The organism is Limimaricola sp. G21655-S1, assembly GCF_027213785.1.
Taxonomy (GTDB): Bacteria; Pseudomonadota; Alphaproteobacteria; order Rhodobacterales; family Rhodobacteraceae; genus Limimaricola.
In genome coordinates, this window is the sequence record NZ_JAPWGO010000001.1 from 203,401 (window position 1) to 230,070 (window position 26,670).

The 26,670-nt window shown below is 68.6% G+C and carries 26 protein-coding genes and 1 tRNA gene; 14 read left to right on the forward strand and 13 right to left on the reverse strand.

Going from position 1 to position 26,670, the window contains the following annotated elements; translation table 11 throughout:
• The first annotated feature begins 232 nt into the window (after nt 1–232).
• From O4G76_RS01110 to O4G76_RS01145, 8 genes are all read left to right on the forward strand, one after another.
• Nucleotides 233–586, forward strand: coding sequence for a CrcB family protein (locus O4G76_RS01110; RefSeq protein WP_269395587.1), 354 nt, complete (start codon nt 233–235; stop codon nt 584–586).
• Nucleotides 583–1,641 carry an RluA family pseudouridine synthase gene (locus O4G76_RS01115; RefSeq protein ID WP_269395588.1) on the forward strand — a complete coding sequence of 353 codons (1,059 nt, stop codon included), beginning with the start codon at nt 583–585 and terminating at the stop codon, nt 1,639–1,641. The genes O4G76_RS01110 and O4G76_RS01115 overlap by 4 nt, the downstream gene beginning before the upstream one ends.
• Nucleotides 1,638–2,309 (forward strand): HAD-IA family hydrolase, encoded by a 672-nt coding sequence (locus O4G76_RS01120; protein ID WP_269395589.1) that lies wholly within the window; start codon nt 1,638–1,640, stop codon nt 2,307–2,309. The genes O4G76_RS01115 and O4G76_RS01120 overlap by 4 nt, the downstream gene beginning before the upstream one ends.
• Entirely contained in the window at nt 2,309–3,016 is a 708-nt protein-coding gene (locus tag O4G76_RS01125; RefSeq protein ID WP_269395590.1) for an ATP12 family chaperone protein, read from the forward strand. Before O4G76_RS01120 ends, O4G76_RS01125 begins: the two co-directional genes overlap by 1 nt.
• Nucleotides 3,017–3,275: 259 nt before the next feature.
• Nucleotides 3,276–4,295, forward strand: coding sequence for an amino acid ABC transporter substrate-binding protein (locus tag O4G76_RS01130; protein WP_085894957.1), 1,020 nt, complete (start codon nt 3,276–3,278; stop codon nt 4,293–4,295).
• 134 nt (nt 4,296–4,429) lie between these two features.
• Nucleotides 4,430–5,956, forward strand: coding sequence for an amino acid ABC transporter permease (locus O4G76_RS01135; RefSeq protein ID WP_269395591.1), 1,527 nt, complete (start codon nt 4,430–4,432; stop codon nt 5,954–5,956).
• Between the two features lies 1 nt (nt 5,957).
• Nucleotides 5,958–7,274: an amino acid ABC transporter permease gene (locus O4G76_RS01140; protein ID WP_269395592.1), complete on the forward strand. Its 1,317-nt coding sequence runs from the start codon at nt 5,958–5,960 to the stop codon at nt 7,272–7,274.
• Nucleotides 7,275–7,284: 10 nt separating this feature from the next.
• Complete coding sequence (locus O4G76_RS01145; RefSeq protein WP_269395593.1) at nt 7,285–8,076, forward strand: amino acid ABC transporter ATP-binding protein; 792 nt, start codon at nt 7,285–7,287, stop codon at nt 8,074–8,076.
• A gap of 84 nt (nt 8,077–8,160) precedes the next feature.
• Here the strand turns inward: O4G76_RS01145 and O4G76_RS01150 are convergent, their stop codons facing one another.
• From O4G76_RS01150 to rpmH, 9 genes are all read right to left on the reverse strand, one after another.
• Complete coding sequence (locus O4G76_RS01150; RefSeq protein ID WP_269395594.1) at nt 8,161–8,655, reverse strand: histidine phosphatase family protein; 495 nt, start codon at nt 8,653–8,655, stop codon at nt 8,161–8,163.
• On the reverse strand, nt 8,652–9,548 hold the full coding sequence (gene argB / locus O4G76_RS01155) for an acetylglutamate kinase (protein WP_085894952.1): 897 nt from the start codon (nt 9,546–9,548) through the stop codon (nt 8,652–8,654). Before argB ends, O4G76_RS01150 begins: the two co-directional genes overlap by 4 nt.
• 33 nt (nt 9,549–9,581) lie before the next feature.
• Nucleotides 9,582–10,232: a ribosome biogenesis GTP-binding protein YihA/YsxC gene (gene yihA / locus O4G76_RS01160; protein WP_269395595.1), complete on the reverse strand. Its 651-nt coding sequence runs from the start codon at nt 10,230–10,232 to the stop codon at nt 9,582–9,584.
• A gap of 5 nt (nt 10,233–10,237) precedes the next feature.
• Nucleotides 10,238–12,073, reverse strand: a complete 1,836-nt coding sequence (gene yidC, locus O4G76_RS01165; protein ID WP_269395596.1) for a membrane protein insertase YidC — start codon at nt 12,071–12,073, stop codon at nt 10,238–10,240.
• Between the two features lie 138 nt (nt 12,074–12,211).
• Nucleotides 12,212–13,759: a bifunctional diguanylate cyclase/phosphodiesterase gene (locus O4G76_RS01170; protein WP_269395597.1), complete on the reverse strand. Its 1,548-nt coding sequence runs from the start codon at nt 13,757–13,759 to the stop codon at nt 12,212–12,214.
• 122 nt (nt 13,760–13,881) lie between these two features.
• Complete coding sequence (gene ttcA / locus O4G76_RS01175) at nt 13,882–14,745, reverse strand: tRNA 2-thiocytidine(32) synthetase TtcA (protein WP_269395598.1); 864 nt, start codon at nt 14,743–14,745, stop codon at nt 13,882–13,884.
• A 232-nt stretch (nt 14,746–14,977) separates the two neighbouring features.
• Complete coding sequence (gene yidD / locus O4G76_RS01180) at nt 14,978–15,199, reverse strand: membrane protein insertion efficiency factor YidD (protein ID WP_269395599.1); 222 nt, start codon at nt 15,197–15,199, stop codon at nt 14,978–14,980.
• Nucleotides 15,196–15,576, reverse strand: a complete 381-nt coding sequence (gene rnpA, locus O4G76_RS01185; protein ID WP_269395600.1) for a ribonuclease P protein component — start codon at nt 15,574–15,576, stop codon at nt 15,196–15,198. The genes yidD and rnpA overlap by 4 nt, the downstream gene beginning before the upstream one ends.
• A gap of 32 nt (nt 15,577–15,608) precedes the next feature.
• Nucleotides 15,609–15,743, reverse strand: a complete 135-nt coding sequence (gene rpmH, locus O4G76_RS01190; RefSeq protein WP_017928060.1) for a 50S ribosomal protein L34 — start codon at nt 15,741–15,743, stop codon at nt 15,609–15,611.
• A 242-nt stretch (nt 15,744–15,985) separates the two neighbouring features.
• On the opposite strand from rpmH, the gene O4G76_RS01195 reads away from it, so the two are divergent.
• From O4G76_RS01195 to O4G76_RS01215, 5 genes are all read left to right on the forward strand, one after another.
• Nucleotides 15,986–16,732, forward strand: a complete 747-nt coding sequence (locus O4G76_RS01195) for a TVP38/TMEM64 family protein (RefSeq protein WP_269395601.1) — start codon at nt 15,986–15,988, stop codon at nt 16,730–16,732.
• Nucleotides 16,729–18,147, forward strand: a complete 1,419-nt coding sequence (locus O4G76_RS01200) for an NAD(P)/FAD-dependent oxidoreductase (protein WP_269395602.1) — start codon at nt 16,729–16,731, stop codon at nt 18,145–18,147. The genes O4G76_RS01195 and O4G76_RS01200 overlap by 4 nt, the downstream gene beginning before the upstream one ends.
• Before the next feature lie 34 nt (nt 18,148–18,181).
• Nucleotides 18,182–19,579, forward strand: a complete 1,398-nt coding sequence (locus tag O4G76_RS01205; RefSeq protein ID WP_269395603.1) for a HAMP domain-containing sensor histidine kinase — start codon at nt 18,182–18,184, stop codon at nt 19,577–19,579.
• A 106-nt stretch (nt 19,580–19,685) separates the two neighbouring features.
• A tRNA-Arg gene (locus O4G76_RS01210) sits at nt 19,686–19,762 on the forward strand.
• Nucleotides 19,763–19,909: 147 nt separating this feature from the next.
• Nucleotides 19,910–20,428, forward strand: a complete 519-nt coding sequence (locus tag O4G76_RS01215; protein ID WP_269395604.1) for a DUF2934 domain-containing protein — start codon at nt 19,910–19,912, stop codon at nt 20,426–20,428.
• Nucleotides 20,429–20,507: 79 nt separating this feature from the next.
• On the opposite strand, the gene O4G76_RS01220 is transcribed toward O4G76_RS01215, so the two are convergent.
• A complete protein-coding gene (locus tag O4G76_RS01220) occupies nt 20,508–21,191 on the reverse strand; it encodes a tellurite resistance TerB family protein (RefSeq protein WP_269395605.1) in 684 nt (227 codons plus the stop codon).
• A 154-nt stretch (nt 21,192–21,345) separates the two neighbouring features.
• On the opposite strand from O4G76_RS01220, the gene O4G76_RS01225 reads away from it, so the two are divergent.
• Complete coding sequence (locus O4G76_RS01225; protein WP_269395606.1) at nt 21,346–22,482, forward strand: glycosyltransferase; 1,137 nt, start codon at nt 21,346–21,348, stop codon at nt 22,480–22,482.
• A gap of 6 nt (nt 22,483–22,488) precedes the next feature.
• Here O4G76_RS01225 and O4G76_RS01230 read toward each other — a convergent pair whose 3' ends face one another.
• The 3 genes from O4G76_RS01230 to O4G76_RS01240 are packed head-to-tail and all read right to left on the reverse strand — an operon-like array spanning nt 22,489 to nt 26,604.
• On the reverse strand, nt 22,489–23,415 hold the full coding sequence (locus O4G76_RS01230; RefSeq protein WP_269395607.1) for a galactosyltransferase-related protein: 927 nt from the start codon (nt 23,413–23,415) through the stop codon (nt 22,489–22,491).
• A gap of 16 nt (nt 23,416–23,431) precedes the next feature.
• Nucleotides 23,432–24,553 carry a glycosyltransferase gene (locus O4G76_RS01235; RefSeq protein ID WP_269395608.1) on the reverse strand — a complete coding sequence of 374 codons (1,122 nt, stop codon included), beginning with the start codon at nt 24,551–24,553 and terminating at the stop codon, nt 23,432–23,434.
• A complete protein-coding gene (locus tag O4G76_RS01240; protein WP_269395609.1) occupies nt 24,550–26,604 on the reverse strand; it encodes an HAD-IIB family hydrolase in 2,055 nt (684 codons plus the stop codon). Before O4G76_RS01240 ends, O4G76_RS01235 begins: the two co-directional genes overlap by 4 nt.
• Nucleotides 26,605–26,670: the final 66 nt, after the last annotated feature.

Sequence of the window (26,670 nt, forward strand, 5' to 3'; positions counted from 1 at the left end):
CCCCCCCCCCCCCCCCCCCCCCCCCCCCCCCCCCCCCCCCCCCCCCCCCCCCCCCCCCCCGCGCCGCCCCCCCCCCCCGCCCCCCCCCCCCCCCCCCCGCGGGGGCCCCGGGGCCCCCCCCCGCCCGGGGGGGGGGGCGCTGCCCCCGGCCTGCGGCCTCCCCCGGCGTATTTGGGAAAGATGAACAGGGGCGGCGCTTGACAAGCCGGGCCGGCACAACGACACCGCGCGGATGATGACATCCCTTGCATTGGTGGCCTTCGGTGGCGCCGCGGGCGCGAGCCTGCGATTTCTCGTGGGGCAGGCCGTGGCCTTTCCCATGGGCACGGTCGCCGTGAACGTCGCGGGCAGCTTCGCGATCGGCGCGCTGTTCGTGTGGCTTGCGGGTCGCGGCGCGCCTCTGGCGCCGCTGCTGATCACCGGGCTGCTGGGCGGCTTCACCACCTTTTCGGCCTTCTCGCTCGACGCGCTGCGCCTCGTCGAGGCGGGCCGCATGAGCGCGGCGCTGGCCTATGTGGCGGGATCGGTCATTCTCTCAATCGTGGCCTGTGCTTTGGGCCTCTGGATCGCAAGGAGCCTTTCATGAGCGGCGTGCAGACCATCACCGTCGGGGCCGACGAGGGCGACCAGCGGCTCGACCGCTGGCTCAAGCGGCGGTTTCCCCATCTGGTCCAGACCCGGATCGAGAAGATGTGCCGCAAGGGCGAGCTTCGGGTCGAGGGCGGTCGCGTGAAGCCCGCGACGCGGCTCGAGGTCGGCCAGAGCGTGCGCGTGCCCCCCATTCCCGAGGCGCACGAGGTCGAGAGCCGGCCCGTGGACCGCAGCCAGATTTCCAAGAAGGACGCGGAGATGATCCGCAGCTGCGTGATCTACCGCGACGACCACATCATCGCGATCAACAAGCCCGCCGGCCTGCCGACCCAAGGGGGCTCCGGCGTTTCCAAGCATGTCGACGGTCTCGCCGAGGCGCTGCGCGACGGCTTCGAGGACAAGCCGCGCCTCGTGCACCGGCTCGACAAGGATACCTCCGGCGTGCTGCTGCTGGCGCGCACCCGCACCGCCGCCAAGGGGCTGACCGAGAACCTCAAGCACCGCGAGACGCGCAAGATCTACTGGGCCGCCGTCGCCGGTGCGCCGCAGCCGCGCGCGGGCATCATCAAGTATGGCCTCGTGAAGGCGATGGGCCATGGCAAGGGCGGCGAGGGCGAGAAGATGCAGTGCATCCACCCCGCCGAGGTCGACAAGACGCCGGGCGCAAAGCGCGCCACGACAGAATTCGCCACGATCAGCGCGCTCGGACAGCGGGTGTCGTGGATGGCGCTGGTGCCGGTGACGGGGCGCACCCACCAGCTGCGCGCCCACATGGCCGAGATCGGCCACCCGGTTGTGGGCGACGGCAAATATGGCGGTTCGAGCCAGGAAAATCTCGGCGATGGCTGGGGCTCCGGCCTTGGCGCCGAGATCGACCGCAAGCTGCACCTGCATGCGCGCTCGCTGAAGATCGAGCACCCGGTGACCAAGGCGGTACTGCAACTCGTGGCGCCGCTGCCCGAGCACATGGAGCGGACCTGGGACTTTTTCGGATGGGATGCGCGCGAGGCGCCGATGGACCCCTTCGATCCGAACGACCCGCTGGCATGAGCGACCTGCGGCTGGTGATCTTCGACGTCGACGGCACGCTGGTCGACAGCCAGCGCGACATCCTCGCCGCGATGGCGGCCGCCTTCGCCTCGGAGGGGCTGGAGACGCCGCCGCGCGAGCGGGTGCTGTCGGGCGTGGGGCTGTCGCTGCCCGAGACCTTCTTGCGGCTGGCGGGGGACCGGGACGGTGACGCCCGCGCCCGCATGATCGCAACCTACTGCACCGCCTATGCCGATCTGCGGCAGGCGCATGGGCCCGAAAGCAGCCCCTTCTATCCCGGGGCGCGCGAGGCGCTCGACCGGCTTGCGGGCGAGCCCTTCACGCTTTTGGCGGTGGCGACGGGCAAGTCGCGGCGCGGGCTCGACCGGCTGATCGAGGCGCATGGGCTGGAGGGAATGTTCCACAGCCGACAGACCGCAGACGACCACCCCTCCAAGCCGAACCCGGCGATGATCCAGGCCGCGCTCATTGATACCGGTGTGGCGGCGCGGCGGGCCGTGATGGTGGGCGACACCCGCTTCGACGTGGACATGGCGCGCGCCGCGGGTGTGGCCTCGATCGGGGTGGGCTGGGGCTACCAGCCGGCGGCCGGGCTCATGGCCGACCGGATCATCCACGACTGGGCCGGGCTCGCGCCTGCGCTCGACGAGCTGACGGAGACGACCTGATGAGCGAATGGAAGGCCAAGCGGTTCTGGAGAGAGGCCGGCATCGCCCCCACAGACGGCGGCTGGCAGGTGCTGCTCGACAGCCGGCCGGTGCGCACCCCCGCCAAGGCGGCGCTGGTGCTGCCGACGCAGGCGCTGGCACGGGCGGTCGCCGCCGAGTGGCAGGCCCAGGAGGAGCGGATCGATCCCCGCAGCATGCCGGTCACCCGCACCTCGAACTCGGCGATCGACAAGGTCGCCCTGCAGCGTGCCGAGGTGGCCGAGATGCTGGCGGCCTATGGCGGTTCGGACCTCCTGTGCTACCGCGCCCTGGGCCCGGCCGAGCTAGTGGCCCGGCAGGCGGTCGAGTGGGATCCCTTGCTCGACTGGGCGAGGCAGCGTTACGGCGCGGACCTCTCCACCGTGTCCGGCGTCATGCCGGTGACGCAGGACGCGGCCGCGCTGGAGCGGCTGTCGGCCCCGGTGCGCGAGATGGAGCCATTCGCCCTCGCGGCCTTTCACGATCTCGTGGCACTGTCGGGCTCGCTGGTGCTGGCGCTCGCGGTCATCGAGGAGCGTCTGGAGGCCGAGGAGGCCTGGCGCCTGTCGCGGCTCGACGAGGAATGGCAGATCGAACAATGGGGTGCCGACGAGGAGGCGGAGGCGATGGCGCAGGTCAAGCGCGCCGCTTTTCTCGACGCGGCCGCCTTCTGGCGACTGCTGCACTAGGCGGCACCTCGACCGGTTCTGCGCATCCTGAGCGGGCGGTTCTTCGGTGAACCGCCCGTTTTGCATGCGCCCCTGCTTATTTACCCCGCGTCTGTGTCCGGCAAGGACAGGGGCCAGCCCTTGACCTGACGGCGAAAGATTGCCCAACTGGCGCCGTCGGGATCTTAACGGTCCTTGCAGATCGCCGCGCCGCGTGGCGGCCCGGCAACAAGAATGCCGCCCCCGCCAAGAGGGGCCGCAACTCAGGAAGAGGTTATTCATGAAGAAATCCGTACTCTTCGGCGCGCTGACCGTCACCGGTCTCGTCGCCGGAGCGGCGCAGGCCGCCACGCTTGACGATGTCAAGGAGCGGGGCGAGCTGAACTGCGGCGTGGTGACCGGCCTGGCCGGCTTCGGCGCCCCCGACGCCAACGGCGTCTGGGAGGGCTTCGACGTCGCCGTCTGCCGCGCCGTCGCCGCCGCCGTGCTGGGCGATCCGACCGCCGTCAACTTCGTGCCCACCACCGGCCAGACCCGCTTCACCGCGCTGGCCTCGGGCGAGATCGACATGCTGGCCCGCAACACCACCTGGACCTTCTCGCGCGACACCGATCTCAAGTTCGATTTCGCCGGCGTCAACTATTATGACGGCCAGGGCTTCATCGTGCCGACCGCGCTGGGCGTGTCCTCGGCCAAGGATCTCGACGGCGCCACCGTCTGTATCCAGACCGGCACCACCACCGAGCTGAACCTCGCGGACTTCTTCCGCAACAACAACATCAGCTACGAACCGGTCCCGGTCGAGACCAACGCCGAGGCGCAGCAGCAGTACCTCGCCGGTGCCTGCGACGCCTACACCACCGACGCCTCCGGCCTCGCCGCGACCCGCGCCACCTTCGAGAACCCGGGCGAGCACGTGATCCTTCCCGAGATCATCTCCAAGGAGCCGCTCGGCCCGCTGGTGCGCCATGGCGACAACGAGTGGGGCGACATCGTGCGCTGGACCCTCAACGCGCTGATCGCGGCCGAAGAATTCGGCGTGACCTCGGCCAATGTCAACGAGCTGGCGGCCGCGCCGGGCACCAACCCCGAGGTGAACCGCCTGCTGGGCACCGAAGGCGAGCTGGGCGCGATGATCGGCCTCGAGAACGAGTGGGCCAAGAACGCGATCGCCGCCGGCGGCAACTATGGCGAGATCTTCGAGAAGAACATCGGCGAGAACACCCCGATCGGTCTGGCGCGCGGTCTGAACGCGCAGTGGACCAATGGCGGTCTGATCTACGCGCCGCCGTTCCGCTAAGCATCCCGGGAGGGGCGTTCCGCGCCCCTCCCCACCAATCACGGACAAGGCGCGAAGCGCCGCCGCCCCCGAGCGCAGGGCGCAGCCGGAGCAACCGGCGCGCAACCGGCGAGGGGACCAACGGGGACCATTGCATGACCACGACCTCGGATGCTCCGAAGGCCGGTTTCCGGCCGAGCCAACTCATCTACGATACCCGCTACCGCTCCCTCACGATCCAGGTGATCGCCTTCATCGCGCTGATGCTGGGGTTGAGCTGGCTGGTATCGAACACCATCGCCAACCTCTCGGCACTGGGCAAGGATTTCGACTTCGGCTTTCTCGGCCAACGCGCGGGCTACGACATCAACCAGCGCCTGATCGAATATGACAGCGCCTCGTCCCACGGCCGAGCCGCGCTGGTAGGGATTCTCAACACGCTGCTGATCGCGGTGCTGGGCTGCGCGCTGGCCACCGTCGTCGGCGTTCTGGCAGGGGTGCTGCGCCTGTCCAAGAACTGGCTCGTGGCCAAGCTGATGGCCGTCTATGTCGAGGGCTTCCGCAACATCCCCGTGCTGCTATGGATCCTTCTCGTCTTCGCCCTGATGACCGAGGCCACGCCGCAGCCCCGCGATTTCCGCGAGGGCGGCGACGCCTCGATGATCCTCGGCGACACCATCGCCATCACCAATCGCGGCGTGTTCATCCCGGCGCCGTTCTGGGGCGCGGGCGCGGGCATCCTGCTCGCCGTGTTCCTCGTGTCGCTGGTCGCGATCTTCTTCTGGCGGCGCTACGCGCATCGCACGCAGGAGCAGACCGGGCGCATCCTGCCGATCGGCTGGGGCACGCTGGGGCTGCTGATCGTTCCGACCGCCGTCGCCTTCCTGGCGCTGGGCATGACCTCGGGCCGGGTGACGCAGCCGGTGCTGGCCACCGGCGCCACCGAGGGTATGACGCTGACCGATTACGCCGCCAGCCAGCAGACGATCAACGCCTGCGCGGTGCCGTTCTCCACCGAATCGCTGAACCTGCGCCGGCTGATGCGCAGCCAGGAGATCCGCTTCAACTACGTCGCCGTCGAGGACGCCGCGGGCGCACTCGCCGCGCTCGAGGCGGGCAACTGCAACGTGCTGTCGCTGCCGGCCTCGGTCGATCTCGCCACAGTGCCTGCAGGCGCCGTGGCGCTGTCCGACACGATCCGCCGCGGCATGCCGGTGGAGTTCGAGCGCCCGGTGCTGGGCGGCTTCAACTTCGAGGGCGGGCTGCAGCTTCGCAACTCGCTGATCGCGCTGTGGCTGGCGCTGTCGCTCTATACCGGCGCCTTCATCGCCGAGAACGTGCGCGGCGGCATCCTGTCGGTGTCCAAGGGCCAGACCGAGGCGGCCTACGCGCTGGGCATCAAGCCCTCGCGTACCATGCGGCTGGTGATCCTGCCGCAGGCGCTGCGCGTCATCATCCCGCCGATGATCTCGCAATATCTCAACCTCACCAAGAACTCGTCTCTGGCGATCGCGGTGGGTTACATGGATGTGCGTTCGACATTGGGCGGTATCACAATCAACCAGACCGGCAAGGAGCTGGAGGGGATGCTGCTTCTCGGGCTGTTCTACCTCGTCACCAGCCTCGTGATCTCGAGCGCGATGAACCTCTACAACGCCAGCGTGAAGCTGAAGGAGCGCTGAGATGTCCGACACGCATGCGCAAACCGTCTCCTTCGTCCGCGAGAGCATGATCCCGCAATCCGAGCCGCCGGCGGGCAACCGCGGCGCCGTCCTCTGGATGCGCGAGAACCTGTTCTCCGGCTGGTTCAACATCATCACGACGCTGATCTCGCTCTACGTGATCTGGTGGGCGCTGTCGCACACCATGCCATGGGCGCTCAGGGGCATCTGGGACGCCTCGTCGCTCAGCGAATGCCGCGAGATCCGCGACGCCACGCTGCCCGAGGGCACCTCGGCCGCCTGCTGGGCGGTGCTGACCGACCGCTGGCAGCAGCTGATGTTCGGCTTCTACCCGCGCGAACTCTACTGGCGCCCGGTGCTGTCGCTGATCATCTTCCTCGCCGCCATCGCGCCGGTGCTGTTCCCGCATACGCCCCGCAAGGCGCTGGCGCTTACCGCGGTCTCGCCCTTCGTGATGTTCTGGTTGCTCTGGGGCGGCTCGGTCTGGTTCCCGGTTTCGGTCGCGCTCGGCTTCGTGCTGGGCTGGGCCGCGTGGCGGGCGCTGGCACCCCTGGCGGGCACGCTCATCGCCTCCATCGTCGCGGCGGCGCTGCCGATCATCTACTGGCTCTACACAGCAGGCCCGCTCGCGCGGGAACTGGAGCAGGCGGTGTCGCTGAGCATCGAATACGTGCCGAGCCAGGATTTCGGCGGGTTCATGCTCTCCTTCATCATCGGCATCGCCGGCATCATCCTGTCGCTGCCGCTGGGCATCCTCCTGGCGCTGGGGCGGCAGTCGGACCTGTTCATCATCAACAAGATCTCGGTGGGCTTCATCGAGATCATCCGTGGCGTGCCGCTGATCGTCTGGCTGTTCACCGCGTCCCTGCTGCTGAACTACTTCCTGCCGCCGGGGACCAATTTCGACCTGATGCTGCGGGTCATCATCATGGTGACGCTCTTCGCCGCGGCCTATATCGCCGAAGTGGTGCGCGGCGGCCTCGCCGCGCTGCCCAAGGGCCAGTACGAGGGCGCCGACAGCCTCGGCCTCTCCTATTGGCAATCGATGCGGCTGATCATCCTGCCGCAGGCCCTGAAGATCTCGATCCCCGGCATCGTCAACACCTTCATCGGCCTGTTCAAGGACACGACCCTGGTGGTGTTCATCGGCCTGCTGGACCCGATCGGCCTCAGCAACGCGATCCGCGCCTCGACCGCGTGGAACGGCATCTACTGGGAGCTCTTCGTCTTCATCGGCCTGCTGTTCTTCACCTGCTGCTTCAGCATGTCCCGCTATTCGCTGTACCTGGAGAAAAAGCTCCAGCGCGGCCACAAGTAAGGAGGGTGTGATGACCGACACCACCACCGCCCGCACCATCGATCGCAGCCAGATGCAGGTCTCCGACGAGGTCGCGATCGAAATTTCGAACATGAACAAGTGGTACGGCTCGTTCCACGTGCTGCGCGACATCGACCTCACCGTCTATCGCGGCGAGCGGATCGTGATCTGCGGGCCTTCGGGCTCGGGCAAGTCGACGCTGATCCGCTGCATCAACCGGCTCGAGGAGCATCAGGCCGGCAAGATCGTGGTCGACGGGATCGAACTCACCTCGGATCTGAAGAACATCGACAAGATCCGCTCCGAGGTCGGGATGTGCTTCCAGCACTTCAACCTCTTCCCGCATCTGACGATCCTCGAGAACTGCACCCTCGCGCCGATCTGGGTCCGCAAGACCCCCAAGCGCGAAGCCGAGGAAATCGCGATGCATTTCCTCGAGAAGGTGAAGATCCCCGAGCAGGCGCACAAGTATCCCGGCCAGCTCTCGGGCGGTCAGCAGCAGCGCGTCGCCATCGCGCGGAGCCTGTGCATGAAGCCGCGGATCATGCTGTTCGACGAGCCGACCTCGGCGCTCGATCCGGAGATGATCAAGGAGGTGCTCGACACCATGATCGAGCTGGCCGAGGAGGGCATGACCATGCTCTGCGTGACCCACGAGATGGGCTTCGCGCGGCAGGTCGCCAACCGGGTGATCTTCATGGATCAGGGCCAGATCGTCGAGCAGAACGAGCCGGAGGCCTTCTTCAAGAACCCGAAATCCGACCGGACGAAGCTGTTCCTGAGCCAGATCCTCGGCCATTGACCGCGACGCGGCGCGCAAGGCCGCGAAGACGGGCGTTCAGCCAACGAAGCAGGGAGGGGGCGCGAAAGCGGCCCCTTTCGCCGTTCAGAGGTCGGCTGGAATGGCGAAGGCGGCGACGCGGCCCTTGCCGATGGCGGCCCAGTCCCGCGCATCGAATTGCAGCACCGTGACCGCGCAGGTCGGGTAGTCGCGAAAACGCGGATGCGCCGGGGCCTCTGCCGCCCGATCGGCGGCGAGGCGGCCGATGCCGGGGTTGTGGGCGACGAGCGCCACCCGCTGGGCCCGCACGTCCTTCAGCGCCGCCAGAAGCTGGCGCGGCGGGGCGGCGTAGAGCGTGGCCTCGTGGCGGATCTCGGGCGCCTCGGCCCATTCGGGCTGCATCAGCGCCAGCGTCTCGCGCGTGCGCACGGCGTCCGAGCAGAGCACCAGCTGGGGCACGTGCCCACCCGCCGCGAGCCAAGCACCCATGCGCGGCGCGTCGCGGCGCCCGCGCGCCGCCAGCGGCCGGGCGTGGTCGCGCAGCCCGGAATCGCCCCAATCGGACTTGGCGTGGCGGATCAGGACGAGTTCGAGGCTCATGTCTCGTTGCGCGGCTTCATCCGGCTCTCGCTCGAGCGGATGATCGAACCGGCGCCATGCTCGGTGAACAGTTCCAGAAGCGAGGCGTTGGGCAGGCGGCCGTCGAGGATCACCACGGCGCGCACCCCCTGCTCCAGCGCCATCAGCGCCGTCTCGGTCTTGGGGATCATGCCGCCGGCGATGGTGCCGTCGGCGGTCATCTGACGGACCTGCTCGGGGGATAGCTGGGTGACGACCTCGCCGCTCGCATCCTTGACGCCCGACACGTCGGTCAGCAGCAGCAGCCGGTCCGCCTTGAGCGCGCCGGCGATGGCACCGGCGGCGGTGTCTCCGTTGACGTTGAAGGTCTCGTTCGGGTCCATGCCGGTCGCCACCGGCGCGACCACCGGGATGATGCCGGCGCCGAACATGTCGCGCAGCACCTGCACGTTCATCTCGACCGGGCGGCCCACGAAGCCCAGCTCGGGATCGTCGGCCACCGCGACCATCAGGTCGTCATCCTTGCCGGAGAGACCGACGGCGCGGCCGCCCTCATCCATGATGGCCTGAACGATGCGCTTGTTGACGAGACCGGTCAGCACCATCTCGACCACCTCGACGGTGGCCTGGTCGGTGACGCGCTTGCCGCGCACGAAATCGGACTTGATGCCGAGCTTGCCGAGCATCTCGTTGATCATCGGCCCGCCGCCATGCACGACCACCGGGTTCACGCCGACCTGGCGCATCAGCACGATGTCGCGGGCGAACTCGGCCATCGCATCGGCATCGCCCATGGCGTTGCCGCCGAACTTCACCACGACGATCGCGCCGGAATAGCGCTGCAGGTAGGGCAGGGCTTCCGAGAGCGTCTTGGCGGTGGCGATCCAGTCTCGATCCATCTTCTGCGTCCTCATCAGAGGCCCCTGTTCAATGCGTCAGGAAAGGCGTCAGGCAAGCCCCGCGATGATCGCGCGGAGCGTCTCGATGCCGTCGCCCTTCTCGGAGCTGGTCAGTACCAGCTCGGGATAGGCGGCCGGGTGTTTGGCCAGCGCGGCGCGGGTCAGGCCGAGGCTCTGCTCCAGCTCGCTCTTCTTCACCTTGTCGATCTTGGTCATCACGACCTGGAACGGCACCGCCGAGCGGTCGAGCAGCGTCATGATCTCTTCGTCGACCTTTTTGGCACCGTGGCGCGCGTCGATCAGCACGAAGGCCCGGCGCAGGGTGGGGCGGCCCGAAAGGTATTGCTTCAGCAGCCGCTGCCACTTCTCGACCACCGCGACCGGCGCGTTGGCAAAGCCGTAGCCCGGCAGGTCGACGATGTAGTGGCTGTCGGCGGCGGTGAAGAAGTTGATCTCCTGGGTGCGCCCCGGCGTGTTGGAGGCGCGCGCCAGCGCCTTGCGCCCCGTGAGCGCGTTGATCAGGGACGACTTGCCGACATTGGAGCGCCCCGCGAAGCAGACCTCCAGCCGGTCGGCGGGCGGCAGGCCCGACATCGCGACGACGCCCTTGAGGAACTCGACCTCGCCGGCAAACAGAAGCCGCCCCGCCTCGGCCGCGTCGGGCTCGGGCGGGGCGGCCTCGGGAAAGCTCATCTGCATGCCGCTCACTTCTTCGGTTTCCCGGGCGCGTTGGCGGCCTTGGCCTCGGCGGGCTTGGGCTTGCGCTTGAAGCCCGAGCGGATGTTGCCGAACACGTCCGGCTTGGCGCCGTGGCTGCGCATGATCGCGTATTGCTGGACGAAGGTGATCACGTTGTTGGTGATCCAGTAGAGCACCAGGCCGGCGGCGAAGTTGCCGAGCATGAACATGAACACCCAAGGCATCCAGGCGAAGACCATCTTCTGGGTCGGATCGGTGGGGGCCGGGTTCAGCTTCTGCTGCAGCCACATCGAGATGCCCAGAAGGATCGGCAGGACGCCCAGCGAGATGATCGCGAGAAAGCTGGTCGGATCGGGCGCGTCGAAGGGCAGCAGGCCGAACAGGTTGAGGATCGAGGACGGGTCCGGCGCCGAGAGGTCGCGGATCCAGCCGAACCACTCGGCATGGCGCAGTTCGATGGTGACGAAGATCACCTTGTAGAGCGAGAAGAAGATCGGGATCTGCAGCAGGATCGGCAGGCAGCCCGAGGCCGGGTTCACCTTGTTCTCCTTGTAGAGCTTCATCATGCCCTGCTGGAGCTTCTGGCGGTCGTCGCCGGCCTGCTCCTTGAGCTTCTCCATTTCGGGCTGGAGTTCCTTCATCCGCGCCATCGAGACGTAGGAGCGGTAGGCCAGCGGGAACACGATCGCCTTGAGGATCACGGTCAGCGCGACGATCGCCCAGCCCATGTTGCCGATCAGCCCGTTGAGGAAGTGCAGCAGCATGAAGATCGGCTTGGTCAGGAAGAAGAACCAACCCCAGTCGATGCTGTCGACGAAGCCTTCGATACCGCCTTCGTTCTGGTAGCCGCGGATCGCCTCCCATTCCTTGGCACCCGCGAAGAGGCGGGTTTCGGAAGAGGCGGTGGCGCCGGGCGCGACCTCGACAGCCGGCAGCACGGCATCGGTCTGGTACACCTCGGAACGGTCGGAATAACGCACCACGGAGCGGAACGGCGTGCCCGGCTCGGGGATCAGCGTGGTCATCCAGTACTTGTCGGTGAAGCCGGTCCAGCCGTTGCCCGCGACCTCGGCCACGTCGACCCGGCCCGCGCCGCGGGCATCGGGTTCGAGATCGGGCATGTCGCCGTAGTCGATCTCCTCGAGCGTGCCGTCGGTCATCCGCACCACGCCTTCATGCAGGATGAAGAAGCCTTGGGTGTCCGGCTCCCCATGCCGCGCCACGAAGCCGTAGGGGGCGAGGGTGACGGGCGCGTCGGTGGTGTTCTCGACGGTCTGCTCGACGTCGAACATGAACTTGTCATCGACCGAAACGGTGCGGCGGAAAACGAGGCCTTCGCCATTGTCCCAGGACAGCGTCACGGGGCTGTCGGGGGTCAGCGTCTCGCCGCTTTCCAGCGTCCACAGCGTGTCCGGGCCGGGCAGGGGGCCGGCCTCGCCGCCGACCGGGGCCCAGCCCCAGACCGCGTAATAGGGCGTGTCGGAGCCGACCGGCGACAGCAGCCGCACCAGCGGGCTCTCGGGGTCGAGCGTCTCGTGGTAGTCGGCCAGAGACAGGTCGTCGATCCGGCCGCCGCGCAGCGACAGCGAACCGGTCAGGCTCGGCGTTTCGACGGTGACGCGGGGCGCTTCCTGCGCCACCGGGGCAGCTTGCTCCAGCGCGCTGCCGGGTACCGCGTCAGAGGCGGTGCCGGGGCCCAGATCCTCGGTGGGCGCGGTCGAGATCTCGTCGACCTCCGGCGAGGGCGCCTGCTCCTCGGGAGGAAAGATCAGGAACCAGCCCAGGATCACCACCAGGCTGAGCACTGTCGCCAGGATCAGGTTCTTGTTCTGATCGTCCATGAAAAGCCGCCTCGGATCGCCGGAAAAGGTCAGTGGCGGTTCAACAGGGCGAGGGTCCGAAGGTCAAGCTCTTTCGCCCGCGGCGCGCCCCTGCCGCGGCGCCGTTCGCCCATTCCGGCAGGCCCCCGCGCGTGGCTTTCAGATGGCGCGGCGGGCGCGATCGGGGGCGGTCGCATCGGCGAGGCGGGCCCGGATCCAGGCCTCGGCTTCGGGGCGCGGCAACGGGCGGGCAATGCCAAAGCCCTGGGCATGGCCGCATCCCAGCTTGGCCAGCATCTCGCGCTCGCCTTGGGTCTCGACCCCTTCGGCAAGGGTCTCGAGCCCGAGCCGCTCGGCCATGGTCAGAATCGCCGAGACCATCTTTTGCTGCTCGGCGTCGCTGTCGATCCGGCTGACGAAGGACCGGTCGATCTTGATGCGCTGGATCGAAAAGCGGCGGATCGCGGTGATCGCGGCATGGCCGGTGCCGAAATCATCGAGGTCGAGCCGGCAGCCCAGCCGGGCCAGCCCGGAGAGGTTGCGCACCACCATGTCCTCGATGCGCTGCGCCACGACGGTCTCCAGCACTTCGATCACGAGCCGGTCCGGCGACAGGTCGAAGCGATCCAGCTCCCAGGCGAGCCGATCGATCAGGCGGGGGTCGGCCAGCTCGCTTTGTGAGAAATTGACCGCGACCCGGGGCACCGCCAGCCCCGCCGCGTCCCAAAGCCGCAAGGCGTTGAGCCCGTCCTGGACCATCACCTCGCCCAGCCGCCCCATCAGCCCGGCCTGCTCCGCGACGGGCAGGAATTCGGCGGGGGGAATCAAGCCCCGATCGGCGTGGTGCCAGCGCGCCAGCGCCTCGACACCGCTGACCCGACCGTCCGGGATCGAGATCTGCGGCTGGAAATGCGCGGTGATGTCGCCACGGTCGAGCGCGGCGGCGATCTCGTCCGAGAGGCTGTTGCGGATGCTGACGCGGTGCTGCATCGCATTGGAATAGCTGCGGATCGAGGCCGCGCCGCCGCGCTGCGCCTCGATCAGAGCCAGGGTCGCCGCCTGCAGCAGCGCGGTCCCGTCGGAGGAGGGGCTCTTTCCCGCCAACGCAAAGCCAACCGAGGCGGTGACATGCGCCTGCGCGTCCTCCACCTCGATCGGTTCGGCCAATGCCTGTTGCAACCGCTGCCCCAGCTGGATCGCGGATTCGAGGTCGAGCCGGCGGTCGGGGGCGAGCGCCACGCCGTAGCAGGGCCCGTCGAGGCGAGACAGGCTGTCATCGGCGCGCAGCCCATCCTGCAGCCGCTCGCCCACCACCCGCAGCACTCGTTCGACCGCCATGCGGTCGTGGCGCTGCTCGATCCGTTTGAAGCCGTCGATCTCGATCACCATCGCTGCCGCCCCCTGCGCCCCGCGGTGTCCGCGCAGCAGCATCCGGTCGAGTTCGGCAGTCAGGGACCGGCGGTCGCCCAGCCCGGTCAGCGAATCCAGAGAGGTGCAGGTCGACAGGATTGGTCGTCCCAGAGCGGCGGCGATCGTGAGCGGTAGCGCCGCCGCCACCATTGCGGCGCCCGGCGCCCCGCCCAGAAGGAGCGCGCCCAGCAGCAGCAACGGTGCGAGGACCTGACCCAGCAGCCGCGCCGGCCCGCCGATTCGCCCGAGGATCGGGGCGCATCCCTGAGGCAGATGGGTTCGAGCCGTGCTGCGCATCCATGCATCCATTCCGCGATGGGCGGCGGGGCGCGGCGGCGCCCAGCCTGAACGGATTGCAGATTAGGATAGCGATCTGAGCGGCGCGTTAACGGCCGGGAGGGGGAGTTGTTAGAATTGCCTCAATCGCCCGCCTTGTCGGCGCTGCCGGTCAAACCGAGCCCCGCGAAGTCGAACAGCGCCGGATCGAGCATGTGGCTCGGGCGGACCTGGCTCAGCGCGGCGAACATCTTCTGGCGTCGGCCGGGCGCGTTCTTCTCCCACTGGTCGATCATCTGCTTGATCTGCTGACGCTGCAGCCCGTCCTGACTGCCGCAGAGATCGCAGGGGATGATCGGATAGTTCATCGCGGTCGCGAACTTCTCGCAATCGGCCTCGGCCACATGAGCGAGCGGGCGGTAGAGGAACAGGTCGCCCTCGTCATTGACCAGCTTGGGCGGCATCGTCGCGATCTTGCCGCCGTGGAACAGGTTGAGGAAGAAGGTCTCGAGCATGTCGTCACGGTGATGGCCCAGCACCACGGCCGAGCAGCCCTCCTCCCGGGCGACACGGTAGAGATTGGCGCGGCGCAGGCGCGAACAGAGCGCGCACATGGTGCGCCCCTGCGGGACCTTGTCCATGACGATGGAATAGGTGTCCTGATACTCGATGCGGTGCGGCACGCCCATGCGTTCGAGGAACTCCGGCAGCACGGTCGCCGGAAAGCCCGGCTGGCCCTGATCGAGGTTGCAGGCCAGGATCTCGACAGGCAGCAGCCCGCGCCATTGCAGCTCGGTCAGCGCGGCGAGCAGGGTGTAGCTGTCCTTGCCGCCCGAGAGGCAGACGAGCCAGCGCGCGCCACGCTCGACCATGCCGTATTTCTCGATCGCCTCGCGGGTGTCGCGGATGATCCGCTTGCGCAGCTTGCGGAACTCCGTGGTCTTGGGCGCGCCGGCAAAGAGCGGGTGGATGTCGTCCTGAAGGTCGTCCTGAGCGTCGTCGAGCATGATCGGGGCTCCTTTCGATCGGCGAGGATATGCCACGCGCGCGCCCGCGAGGAAAGGCCCGGGAGCAGTGGTGGCCGCAGGCTGTTAGGAAGAGGGTGCCGAGGAAAGCCTGTTCGACGAGGACGGCGTGGCGATCATCATCCACATGAATCCGGACACCTACCAGGCCGGGGCCGGCGACCGGATCGCCTGAGGTGTCATCACGCTCCGGCAATGACCGGCCCGGCAGGCGTCAGTCGGGCACGTTGTCGATGCCGCTGCCGCCCCAAGGGTGGCAGCGAGCGAGGCGGCGCAGCACCAGCCAACCGCCCTTGAGGCCGCCATGCCGTTCCAGCGCCTCGAGCGCATAGGCCGAGCAGGTCGGGTGAAATCGGCAGCCATGGCCGACCATCGGCGAGAAGGTGAGGCGGTAGAGCCGCACTGGCAGGGCCAAGACCTGCGCGAGCGGGCTCATGCCTGGGCGTGGACGCGGGACAGCGCCCATTCGAGATCGCGGGCCATCTGCTCGAGATCATGCGTGGCGGTGACCTCGGCCCGGCCAATCAGCACGTAGTCCCAGCCGGCGCGTCCCTGCTCGGGCAGCACCTTGCGGGCCACCTCGCGCAGGCGGCGCTTGGCCCGGTTGCGCGCGACCGCGTTCCCGACCTTCTTGGAGCAGGTGAAGCCGATGCGCACGGCATCGGAGCCATCGCCGCGCGGGTTGGCCTGCAGGTGGAATCCGGTCGTGCCCTGCCGCAGCGCCCGGGCGGCGCGCAGGAAGTCGGGGCGTTTGCGGATCTTGTCGATACCAACGCCGAAAGACCCCTTCGCGGCGGCATCTCTGCCGGCCACGGGGGTCTTCTGGTCCGTCACCACTTGGGTGATCAGGCGCTCAGCACCTTGCGGCCCTGCGCGCGGCGGGCGTTGATGATCTTCCGGCCGGCCTTGGTGGCCATGCGGGCGCGGAAGCCGTGACGCGACTTGCGCACACGGTTCGAGGGTTGGAACGTGCGTTTCATTGCGCTTTCTCCGTCTCAAGGGGCCGCGCCGTCCGCCGTCCATGCCGGATTCGGGGCCTGCCATCATTCGAAGCCCGTGCCATAAAGAGGCATCGGCACCCTGTCAACGCAGGGCGGGCCGGAATCCTGCCCGATGCGCAATGTTACAGTCGCGTGCCTCGGATCAACAGGGCGCGAGGGGGCTGGGCGCGGCCCCGGCGCCGGTGCATGTCTGAAGATATGACATGTCCGGCGAGGCACTTATGAGCAGCGAAAACACGGATGAGCCGGGGCCTGCGCGTACCGGCTGGACCCGTTACCTGCCGATTCTCGTGATCGGCGCGGTGGCGCTGATCGGGGCCTTCTTCCTGCGGGACGTGCTGAGCTTCGAGACGCTGCGCGACAACCGCGAGGCGCTGATCGCCTGGCGCGACGCCAATTACGCGCTGGCCGTGGCGGGCTTCGTCGCCGCCTATGTGGCGATCGTGGCCTTCTCGTTGCCCGGGGCCACCGTGGCGACGCTCACCGGGGGTTTCCTGTTCGGGACCTTTCCGGGCGTGTTGTTCAACGTCGTCGGCGCGACGCTGGGCGCGGTGCTGATCTTCCTCGCGGCGCGCGCCGGGTTGGGGCGGCGGCTGTCGAAGGGCATGGATACATCCGAAGGCCGGCTGAAGCGGATCAAGGAGGGCATCCAGGAAAACCAGTGGTCGATGCTGTTCCTGCTGCGGCTGTTGCCGGTCGTGCCCTTCTTCGTGGCCAACCTGCTGCCGGCGCTGGTCGGCGTGGGGCTGGTGCCCTTCGCGATCACCACGCTTCTGGGCATCACGCCGGGCGCACTGGTCTTCACATCCGTCGGTGCGGGTCTGGGCGCGGTCTTCGCCGCCGGAGAGGCCCCCGATCTCGGCATCATCTTCGAGCCGCAGGTGCTCTTGCCGCTGCTCGGACTGGCCGCGCTTTCGGCGCTGCCGCTTCTCATCAAGGTCGTGAAGGGCCGGAAAGGTCTCGCATGAGCCACATCGACTGCGACGTCTGCATCATCGGCGCCGGATCGGGCGGGCTTTCGGTCGCGGCCGGCGCGGCGCAGATGGGCGCGCGCGTGGTGTTGATCGAGAAGGGCGAGATGGGCGGCGACTGCCTCAATCGCGGCTGCGTGCCCTCCAAGGCAATGCTGGCCGCGGCCAAGCAGGCGCATTCGATGACCAAGGGCGCCGAGATGGGGATCACGCCGACCGCGCCGGAGATCGATTTCGCCGCGGTGAAGGACCATGTCGCGCGCAGCATCGCCACCATCGCGCCGGTCGATTCGCAGGAGCGTTACGAGGGTTTCGGCGTCACGGTGATCCGCGAGCATGCCTGTTTCACCTCTCCCGACGAACTCCGGGCGGGCGATACCACCGTCAAGGCGCGCCGCTTCGTGCTCGCCACCGGCTCGCGTCCGCTGGTGCCGCCGATCGACGGCATCGAGGAGACGCCTTTCCTTACCAACGAGACGATCTTCGATCTGCGCGAGAAGCCGGACCATCTGCTGATCATCGGCGGCGGGCCGATCGGCCTCGAAATGGCGCAGGCGCATCGCAGGCTCGGCTGCGAGGTGTCGGTGATCGAGGGCGCCCGGGCGCTGGGCAAGGACGATCCCGAACTGGCGGGCCAGCTTTTGTCGATGCTGCGCGAGGAGGGCATCCGCATCGAGGAGCAGGCCAAGGTCACGCGCGTTTCCGGCGAGGCCGGCGCGATCCGGGTCGAGACCGAGAAGGGCGCCTTCGAAGGGACGCATCTGCTGCTTGCCGTGGGCCGCGAGGTGGTGACCGACGGGCTCGGGCTCGACGTGGCACACGTGAAACATGGCCCCAGGGGCATCGCCGTCGGTGCCGATCTGCGCTCGGAGACGAATCGTCGCGTCTATGCCGTCGGCGACGCCGCCGGCGGACTGATGTTCACCCATGTGGCGGGCTACCATGCCGGTGTGATCATTCGCTCGATGCTGTTCGGCCTGCCATCAAAGGCCAAGACCGCGCATATCCCGTGGGCCACCTATACCGATCCGGGCCTCGCGCAGGTGGGATTGACCGAAGCGGAGGCGCGCGAGAGGCATGGCGATGCGCTAAAGGTGATCCGCGCGCGCTTCGACGAGAACGACCGCGCCATCGCCGAGGGCCGCACCGAGGGGATGCTGAAGCTGATGGCGGTCAAGGGCCGCCCCGTGGGCGCGACGATCCTCGGGCCGGAAGCAGGCGACCTGATCGGCGTCTGGGCCATCGCCATCGCCAGCGGCACCAAGCTGTCGAAGATCGCCGGCGCCGTGTTGCCCTATCCGAGCCGTGGTGAAATCAACAAACGTGCAGCGGGCAACTATTTCAGCGCCAGCCTGTTTGATAACGAATGGGTGAAGACAGCCGTCCGGGCGGTCCAGCGCTGGGTTCCCTGAGGGTCCGGCCGCCCGGCGGCGCAAAAGGGACCAGATGTTCAATACCCTCTCCGGACGATTCCTCGCTCTGACCACGGTCTTCGTGATGCTGGCCGAGGTGCTGATCTTCGTCCCTTCGGTGGCGCGGTTCCGGCAGGACTACCTGCAACTGCGGCTCGAGCGGGCGCAGATCGCCTCGCTGGCGCTCTTGGCCTCGGAGACGCTCGACGCCGATCTCGAGGCTGAGCTTCTGGAGAATGCCGGCGTCTACAACGTCGTGCTCCGGCGCGACGAGGTGCGCCAGCTCGCGCTGTCCTCGCCGATACCCGAGCCGATCCATGCCACCTACGATCTGCGCAATGATTCCGCGCTGCAGCTGATCCGCGACGCGCTGCGCACCCTTCTCGACGCCGATGAGCGGATCATCCGGGTGATCGGCGACCCGGTGCAGCAGGGCGGGCTTCTAATCGAGGTGACGATGGACGAGGCACCGCTGCGCGCCGAAATGCTGGAATACGGTCTGCGTATCCTGATTCTCTCGGCGGTGATCTCGGTGGTGACGGCAGCGCTCCTCTTCGCCGCGGTGCAGGCCTTTCTCGTGACCCCGATCAAGCGGGTGGTGGCGCAGATCCAGAGCTATGCCGACGCGCCCGAGGATGCGCGCCGGATCATCGCGCCGCGCGCCGGGCTGCGCGAACTGCGCGAGGCCGAGACGGCGCTGCAGGCGATGGAAACGCAGCTCACTTCGGCGCTGCGCCAGAAGGACCGGCTGGCCCAGCTCGGCTCCGGCGTGGCCAAGGTCAGCCATGACCTGCGCAACATCCTCACCTCGGCCCAGCTCTTCGCCGACCGGCTCGACAGCTCCGAGGATCCGCTGGTCAAGCGCATGGCGCCCAAGCTGGTCGGCTCGATCACCCGCGCTGTGAACCTGTGCGAATCGTCGCTGGCCTTCGGACGTGCCGAGGAGCCACCGCCACAGCTCGCCCGGCTGCCGCTGGCGGCTCTGGTCACGGAAGTGCTTGAGGCGGAGCGGCTCGCCGCGGGCGAGGGCGGCGAGGTCGAGTTCCACGACGAGGTGCCGCCGGGGCTGGTGCTGCGCGCCGATGCCGAGCAGCTGTTCCGCGTGCTGTCGAACCTCGTGCGCAACGCGCGGCAGGCGATCATGGCGAAGGGCGGGGGCGGGCGCGTCACCGTTTCGGCGCGCGAGGACGAGGACGCCTGGTGGATCTTCGTCACCGATACCGGGCCGGGCCTGCCGCCCAAGGCGCGGGAGCATCTGTTCCGGGCGTTTCGCGGCGGCGTGGCCAAGGGCGGCACCGGGCTGGGCCTTGCCATCGCCGCCGAGCTGGTGCGCGGTCATGGCGGCCGGCTCGAACTGACGCGCAGCGACGAGACCGGCACCCAGTTCGCGATCTGCCTGCCGCGCAGCGCCCCGCAGCTGGCAGTCGGCTAGGCCTGCCGCCACGGCAGGAGGGAGGTCGGGCAGAAACGTGAAGATTTCTCGAAAACGGCCCTTGCATGTCCCGGCACCGGACGGTAGATCGGCCTCACTCTACAGCGGACTGGTAGCTCAGTTGGATAGAGTACTTGACTACGAATCAAGGGGTCGGGGGTTCGAATCCTCCCCAGTCCGCCACTTCCTCCCATTCGGAACGAGAGATCGATGAAGCCCCTCCGGGGGCTTTCGTCGTTTCGAATGCTATCTTTTCAGACGGGGGACTCGAAATCCGGCGAACCCGCGATACCTCCGGAAAAGAACGTGGATTCAACCGGGAGGACCCCGATGGCCGAGGACAGGGAAGAACGGATCCGGCGGCGCGCCTATGATCTGTGGCAGCGCGAAGGTGCGCCCGAAGGGCGTCACCAGGATCACTGGCACGAAGCGGTGGCGCAGATCGACGCCGAAGACGCGACCGATACCGACGTGGCGCCCGAGACGGCGGCCGCGGCGGGGCTTGCCGGTCGCAGCGACGACCTGCCCTTGAACGCGGACGGGCTCGACGAGATGGACGTGCAGCAGGCCCGCGAAGGCATGCCGGAGGCGCCCGGCGAACAGATCGCCGACACGACCCCCGCCACCGGCGGGCGCCGCAAGAGCGCTGCCAAGAAGGCCGAGCCCGGCGCCGCGCCCAAGCGTGGCCGTCCGCGCAAGAACGCCAAGGTCGACCCCGACAAGGCAGGGGCGGCCGAGGGCGGCAACACTGTGAAACCGGGCGAAAAGAAGGTCTCGCGCCGGGCCGTGCGATCTGGCCCGGAGAAGACCGCCGACGCCTATGCCAAGGGGCCGAGCGAAACCCGCTGAGGCCGGATGCCGAAGGTCATGAAAGGGCCGCTTCCGGGTGGAAGCGGCCCTTTCATGTTTCAAGACGCGACAGGCGGGATCAGGGAGCGAGTTCCTCGGCCTCGCGTGCCTCTTCCTCGGTGATGCCGAGCCGATTTCTGAGCAGCGTCAGATAGGCGCGGTTCGCCTCGGTTTCAGAATCCACCGCGGCGCGGGAAGCAAGGTAGAACTCGATCGCCGTGTCATGATCGTCGATCCGCGCGAGCAGCGTATCGATCGGCTTGGGGTTCTCGATTTCCGTGGCGATCAGCCGCCGCTCATCGGCGCTGGCCTCGGCCTCATCGAGCTGGCCTGCGATGCGGTGCCGTTCATCCATCGAGAGATTGCCGTCCGCATGGGCGGCCGCGATCATGCCCCGGATCAACAGCAGGGCGCGGTCGTCGCTCATCGCCTCGGCGGCCTGCTGGTGGCGCGGATCGGGCGTCTCGGTCGATTGTGCCTCGCCGCCCAGCGCTCCGGCGATCTGGTCGAAGATGCCACTCAGCCCCGATCCGGAGCCGCTGGATGCCGCGTGGGCGGTGGAGCCGCTGACACGCTGGCGCGACTGGTGATCGCGATAGGCCTGGTAGGCCATGTAGCCCAGCGCCGCGACGCCGGCCTTGCCGCGCAGCCCGCGGCCACCAAGTCCGCCGAGCAGCGCCGCGCTGCCGAGGCTGCCACGGCGCCGACCGCGCCCGGCCATCCGCGAGGCCAGCATGACGCCGAGAATCCGTTTGAGGCTCATGGGATCATCCTTTCCGCCTGGGTTCGCAGATGGAACGACGCGGTCGGGCGCTTCGTTCCGTGGGCTTCGCGCCGGTGCGGCCCCGCACCCGGCCTTGACCCCTCCGTCGCGGGGCGCAGTTGTCAGTCCTGACGAACCGCAAGGGAGCGCATGCGTGAAGATCGCCCTGATGACCCATATCCGCCACCCGCTGCGGGCCCCCTTCATGGGGGGCATGGAGGCGCATGGCTGGCACCTCGCGCGCGAACTGGCGGGGCGGGGTCACGAGGTCACCCTGTTCGCCAGCGGCGACAGCGCCCCGCCGCCGGGGGTGCGGCTGCATGCGGTGATGGAGGAACATTACGACCGCCGCTACCCGTGGCATGATTTTCACGGCACCGACACGCTCAACGACCTGCTCGATGCCACGTTCGCGACGGCTTGCCGCGATGTGGCGGCAGGGGCGTTCGACGTGGTGCACAACAATACGTTGCACCGCTTTCCGCCGCGGCTGTCGCGGGCGCGGCGGCTGCCGATGGTGTCGTCGATGCATGTGCCGCCCTTCGCGGCGCTGCGCCGGGCGATGGGCGACAGCGTGGCGCCGTGGCACCTCGTCACCACCTGCTCACGGTTGCAGCTCGGGCGCTGGTGGGAGGCTCCGCCGGATTCGGCCCGGGTGGTAGGCAACGGCATCGCCCTGGCGGACTGGCCGTTTTCGGCCTCGGGCGACGGATCGGCGGTCTGGGCCGGGCGGATCACGCCGACCAAGGGCACGCATCTGGCAGCGCAGGCGGCGCGGATCGCGGGCGTGCAGCTGACGATTTACGGGGTGATCGAGCACCGCGATTACTTCGAGGACGAAATCGCGCCGCTTCTGGGAGGCGATATTCGCTATGGCGGCCATCTCGCAGGGGCGGATCTGGCCCCGGCCTTCGGACGGGCCTCGGCTCTGCTCTTCACGCCGCTCTGGGACGAGCCCTTCGGCCTTGCGGCGATCGAAGCGATGGCATGCGGCCTGCCGGTGGCGGCAGTGGAGATGGGCGCGGTGCGAGAGGTGATCGGCCCCTGCGGCACCTATGCCCCGCCAAATGACCCCGAAGGCTTGGCCCGGGCGCTTGTCAGGGCGATGAGCTTGCCGCGCGAGGCGGCGCGGGCCCGGGTCGAGCAGAGGTTCTCGATACGCGCGATGGTGGATGGCTATGAGGCGCTCTACGCCGAGGCGGTCGCGGCGCGCGCGGCGGACTGGCCGGGGATCACCTATGCGCCGCACGAGCTGGAGGTCGCCCCGGAGGCCATGACCGCCGGGGCCTGAGGCCCTCTATTCCGCCGCGACCGGGGCGGCGCTGGGCGCGGCGCGGCGCCGCTCGATCTCGCGGATCACCTCGGCCGAGTTGCAATAAGGCCGGTGGCTCTGGTGCCGGGTCAGCGCCAGATCCCCCTCGGAGGGCGCGCGCAGGATACGGATCGCGGTTTCGTCCTGCGCGATCAGCCCCATCAGTTCGAAGGCATGGAGCCAGTGCCCCATGGTGCGATGGCCCCATTTCTCGCGGAACAGCTCGGCGTTGCGCACGACGCTTTCGAGATGATGCACGGGCGGCATGTGGTGCGGATGATACTGGTGATAGGCGCGCGCGCCCTTGGCCCAGCCGATCTTCATCCCCGCCTCCTCGAGCGACCGGCCGAAATCGGTATCCTCGCCGCCATAGCCGTGGAATCGCGTGTCAAAGCCACCGACACGATCGAAATCGGCGCGGCGGATCGCGAAGTTCAACGACCAGAAGCAGCGGTAATCGTTGCAACCGCGGATGCCCTGCGGCGGCGGGCCCTGCCGGTCGGAATGGCGCTCGGCCACGGCCTCGAAATCGGCATAGTCCCAGCCGTCGCGGTTCACCCCATCGGGCAGATACATGACCTCGCCCATCACCAACCCGTCGAAACCGGCGAGATGGCGGCCGTAATCGGCCACGAAATCGGGATCGGGGATGCAGTCGACGTCGAGGAACAGCAACTCGTCACCTTGTGCTTCGCGGGCGGCGAGATTGCGCGCTTCGGCAAGCGGCAGGCTGTCGCGGATCAGCGCCACCTGCCGCACCGGGAAGGGAGCGTCGGGCAGGGCATACGCCGCTTCCTGCATGCGCACGATCACCAGCTCTGTCGGCAGTTCGGTCTGGCGCGACAACCCGCGCACCAGATTGGCAAGATGCGCATCGCGCCCGCGGGCGATGGTCAGGACGGAAGCGGTCATGAGTAACTCCTGGGGTTCATTCGGCAACAAGGGCGAGCGGGGCGCTATGGCCCCAGCTCCGCCGGATCAGCGTTTCGAGCCATGCGGCGGCACCTTGGGCGGCGTCGGGGGAGACGAGCGCGCGCATGCGCGCCGCGTCGTGGCGCATCAAGACCGCATCGACCGCCGCGCGCCATGCATGGACCGAGGAGGGGAGGTGCGGCTCGACATGGGCGACACCGGCCGCATCGAGGGCGCGGGCCTTGGCGTGCTGCTCGTCGAAGTAGCGCCATTCCGGCACCGCGATCCACGGCACGCCTGCCGACATAACCTGATGGCAGGTGGTGTTGCCGGTCGAGGCGATGACCAGATCGGCGGCCGCGATCCGGTCGGGCGCGTCATCGACCCAGCCGTGATGGGTCAGGTTTCCGGGCTCGGTGGCGTGCCAGTCGCGCGCGACATGGCCGATGCTGTGCCATTGCCAGTCGGGAAAGGCGCGGGCGCCGACACCGATCGGCGCCTGAGCAAAGCCCGAGCCGCCGCCGCCGGAAACGACCAGAGCGACCCTGTCATCGGCGCCGATGCCCAGCCTAGCGCGGGCCTCGGCGCGCCCGGGCATCGGCGCGATCCCGAGGCCGCCCGCGAAATGCGTCCTATCCCGCATCCAGCCCGGCCAGTCGGGCTGCGCCAGATCCTCGTGACAGGGCGCGAGCAGTCCCAAAGCCCCGCGATAGGCGGCGACATGGCCGGGATCGCTTCGGTCGCCATGCTGCAGCACCTTTACATGCGGAACCGAGCAGATCCGCGCGAGCTGCGCGATCTCGGCCGAGACGTCGCAGACCATCAGCGCCGGATCGGCCTCGCGGAACCAGCCTGCGATGAGGCCCATCGCCTCGCGGATGCCGGGCCAGCCCACCGGTGCGCAATGCAGCGTGTCAGGCGTGTCGAGATCGGCAAGCCCCGGCGCCTCGGCGCCCGTGGCCTCGAACAGAGAGGGGGTAGTTATGATGCTGGCCTGCGGCGGCAGGGGCGGAAAGATGTCGTCGCGGGCGCAGAAGATGGTGATAGGCCGCTCCGGCGGCAGCGCCCAGGCCAGCGCGGCGCAACGCTCGGCATGGCCGCGCCCCTGGTGATGGACGAAGTATCCCAGCGGCCTCATTCCGCTGCCACCCGCATGACCGGCTCATCCACCTCCTGCGGCGCCAGCCCGGCCCAGCTCAGCCCGTCCATCAGCCCCGCCGCATGCGCCAGCGGGCTTCGGTAAAGGCCGGGGCGGCGGGGCAGGCGGGCAAGATCGCCATCGGCGTTGCCGACGATGATGGCGCGCCCGGCAGCGCGCAGCATGCATTCGTCATTGCCGGAATCGCCTGCCGCCACGCAGTGATCGAGGCTCAGCCCGTGGCTGCGCGCCAGATGGCCCAGCGCCGCCCCCTTGCCCGCGCGGACGGGAACGACGTCGATCAGGCGCCCATGCGACGCGATGACCCGCGCCGCGAGCCCTGCCATGTCGAGCCGGTTACGGATCCGCATCGCCTGTCGTGCATCGCCGAGATAGCCCAGCTTCCAGCGCCGCTGCTCGATCTCGGGCTGCATCCGGATCGAGGGGCTGTCGAGCGCGTCGCGGATCGCATCGCGGCGCCAGTCGCACTCGATCTCGCGGGCCCAGCTTTCGTCGAAGACCAGCCGGCCGGTCGCGTCCCGGCGGTAGATTTCGGTGCCGACCGAGGTAATGAAGGCGTCGGGCTCGTCGATCTCCCATTCCGCGAGGATGCGCCGCGCCTCGGTGATGGTGCGTCCCGTCGCCACGGCGAAGAGCGCATGGTCCCCCATGCGCCATTGCGCGAAGCCGCGCAGCGCGTCGCGATCACCGGTCAGCGTGTTGTCGATGTCGCTGGCGAGGATCCGGATCGGGACGGGCAGGGGACGCGGCGCGGCGATACGCGCGATGAGCGCGGCGACCCGGGCGGCCCAGTGATCCCACGAATAGGCGGTCTCGTGCGACGCGGCGGCCTCGCGGCAACGCGCATGCATCTCGGCATCGCCGATCAGCCGCGACAGCGCCGAGCCAAAGGCCTGCGCATCGCTCGGCTCCGCGGTCAGCCCATGGCCGATCCGCGCGACGATGTCGGAAGGGCCGCCATGGCAGGTCGCGACCACGGGCAGTCCCGCGGCCGCGGCCTCGAGGATGGTCAGGCCGAACGGTTCCGTCAGCGCCGGGTTGGCAAACACACCCTGCCGCTCGGCGGCAAGACGGTAGAGGCCGCCGAGGCTTGCCGCGTCATGCTCGGGCGGCAGGGCCACCCGTCCTTCGAGCCCGTGGGTGCGGATCGCCTGACGGATTCCCGCGATCACGCGCCGCTGCTCATCGCTGCCCTGGCGGCCCGGGCCGCGCAGCCCGGCGAGGATCACGAGGTTCGCACGATCGCGCAGACCTGGCGCCGACGCATAGGCGGCCACCAGACCGGCGAGGTTCTTCTTTTCGACCGGGCGCGCCACGGCGAGGATGAAGGGGCGATCGGGATGGGCCAGTTCGGGCGAGATCAACGCCTGTGCGCCCTGCATGTCGGCGGGGCCGGGCAGTGTGGCGCCCGGCGCGATGCAGTGGATCCGGGCCGGATCGGCCCCGGCATAGGCCGCCACCTGCCGCTCGGCCTCGTCGCGCGAGGAGACGACCGTGGCACAGGCGCCGGCGATGGCACGGGTTTCGGCGGCGATGCGCCGCGACATCGCATCCCCCTGGCCCTGCATCGCGCGGGCCTTGTCGAGCCCCAGCGAATGCGGCGTGTAGATCACCGGGATACCGAAGCGTTCGCGTGCCGCGAGGGCCAGTTCGGCCGCATCGGCGAAATGCGCGTGGATCACGTCGGGCTTGCGGGCGAGCCCGGCGAGATGGTCGAGGAACGCCTCGGTGATCGCGGGAATCCGGGCCTCCAACGCCTCCTTGGAAAGGTAGTCGCCGCAGCCATCGTCCAGCCGCAGGATTCGCGACTTCGGCCCCAGCCTCTCATGCGGTCGGGCATGGGCGATGCCCAGATCCGGCCGGTCGAAGCGGCGTGTCACCACGTCGATGCGATCAATGTCTGACCGCGCCTCGAGCGCGCGGGTCGCGGCGAGCACATAGGCGATATGACCGCCCGTATCGTCGGTCAGGCCATAGTGGATCGGCGGCGCCTTGAGGCAACCGCCGAGCGCGATCTGCATCACGAACATTGGGGGGACTTTCGGTGTGTCTCGTCTGTTGGCGCCCCAATGCGATTGGCGACCGCCGGGTTCCCT

Coding starts and splice junctions, on each gene's coding strand:
- O4G76_RS01150 (WP_269395594.1), bottom strand. CDS start 8,655: ATGAGCCTCGAACTCGTCCTGATCCGCCACGCCAAGTCCGATTGGGGC.
- yidC (WP_269395596.1), bottom strand. CDS start 12,073: ATGGACGATCAGAACAAGAACCTGATCCTGGCGACAGTGCTCAGCCTG.
- O4G76_RS01200 (WP_269395602.1), top strand. CDS start 16,729: ATGAGCCACATCGACTGCGACGTCTGCATCATCGGCGCCGGATCGGGC.
- rpmH (WP_017928060.1), bottom strand. CDS start 15,743: ATGAAACGCACGTTCCAACCCTCGAACCGTGTGCGCAAGTCGCGTCAC.
- O4G76_RS01195 (WP_269395601.1), top strand. CDS start 15,986: ATGAGCAGCGAAAACACGGATGAGCCGGGGCCTGCGCGTACCGGCTGG.
- ttcA (WP_269395598.1), bottom strand. CDS start 14,745: ATGCTCGACGACGCTCAGGACGACCTTCAGGACGACATCCACCCGCTC.
- yihA (WP_269395595.1), bottom strand. CDS start 10,232: ATGCAGATGAGCTTTCCCGAGGCCGCCCCGCCCGAGCCCGACGCGGCC.
- O4G76_RS01120 (WP_269395589.1), top strand. CDS start 1,638: ATGAGCGACCTGCGGCTGGTGATCTTCGACGTCGACGGCACGCTGGTC.
- argB (WP_085894952.1), bottom strand. CDS start 9,548: ATGAGGACGCAGAAGATGGATCGAGACTGGATCGCCACCGCCAAGACG.
- O4G76_RS01140 (WP_269395592.1), top strand. CDS start 5,958: ATGTCCGACACGCATGCGCAAACCGTCTCCTTCGTCCGCGAGAGCATG.
- O4G76_RS01235 (WP_269395608.1), bottom strand. CDS start 24,553: ATGAGGCCGCTGGGATACTTCGTCCATCACCAGGGGCGCGGCCATGCC.
- O4G76_RS01240 (WP_269395609.1), bottom strand. CDS start 26,604: ATGTTCGTGATGCAGATCGCGCTCGGCGGTTGCCTCAAGGCGCCGCCG.
- O4G76_RS01125 (WP_269395590.1), top strand. CDS start 2,309: ATGAGCGAATGGAAGGCCAAGCGGTTCTGGAGAGAGGCCGGCATCGCC.
- O4G76_RS01205 (WP_269395603.1), top strand. CDS start 18,182: ATGTTCAATACCCTCTCCGGACGATTCCTCGCTCTGACCACGGTCTTC.
- yidD (WP_269395599.1), bottom strand. CDS start 15,199: ATGAGCCCGCTCGCGCAGGTCTTGGCCCTGCCAGTGCGGCTCTACCGC.
- O4G76_RS01145 (WP_269395593.1), top strand. CDS start 7,285: ATGACCGACACCACCACCGCCCGCACCATCGATCGCAGCCAGATGCAG.
- O4G76_RS01135 (WP_269395591.1), top strand. CDS start 4,430: ATGACCACGACCTCGGATGCTCCGAAGGCCGGTTTCCGGCCGAGCCAA.
- O4G76_RS01220 (WP_269395605.1), bottom strand. CDS start 21,191: ATGAGCCTCAAACGGATTCTCGGCGTCATGCTGGCCTCGCGGATGGCC.
- O4G76_RS01230 (WP_269395607.1), bottom strand. CDS start 23,415: ATGACCGCTTCCGTCCTGACCATCGCCCGCGGGCGCGATGCGCATCTT.
- O4G76_RS01110 (WP_269395587.1), top strand. CDS start 233: ATGATGACATCCCTTGCATTGGTGGCCTTCGGTGGCGCCGCGGGCGCG.
- O4G76_RS01215 (WP_269395604.1), top strand. CDS start 19,910: ATGGCCGAGGACAGGGAAGAACGGATCCGGCGGCGCGCCTATGATCTG.
- O4G76_RS01170 (WP_269395597.1), bottom strand. CDS start 13,759: ATGCGCAGCACGGCTCGAACCCATCTGCCTCAGGGATGCGCCCCGATC.
- O4G76_RS01130 (WP_085894957.1), top strand. CDS start 3,276: ATGAAGAAATCCGTACTCTTCGGCGCGCTGACCGTCACCGGTCTCGTC.
- O4G76_RS01115 (WP_269395588.1), top strand. CDS start 583: ATGAGCGGCGTGCAGACCATCACCGTCGGGGCCGACGAGGGCGACCAG.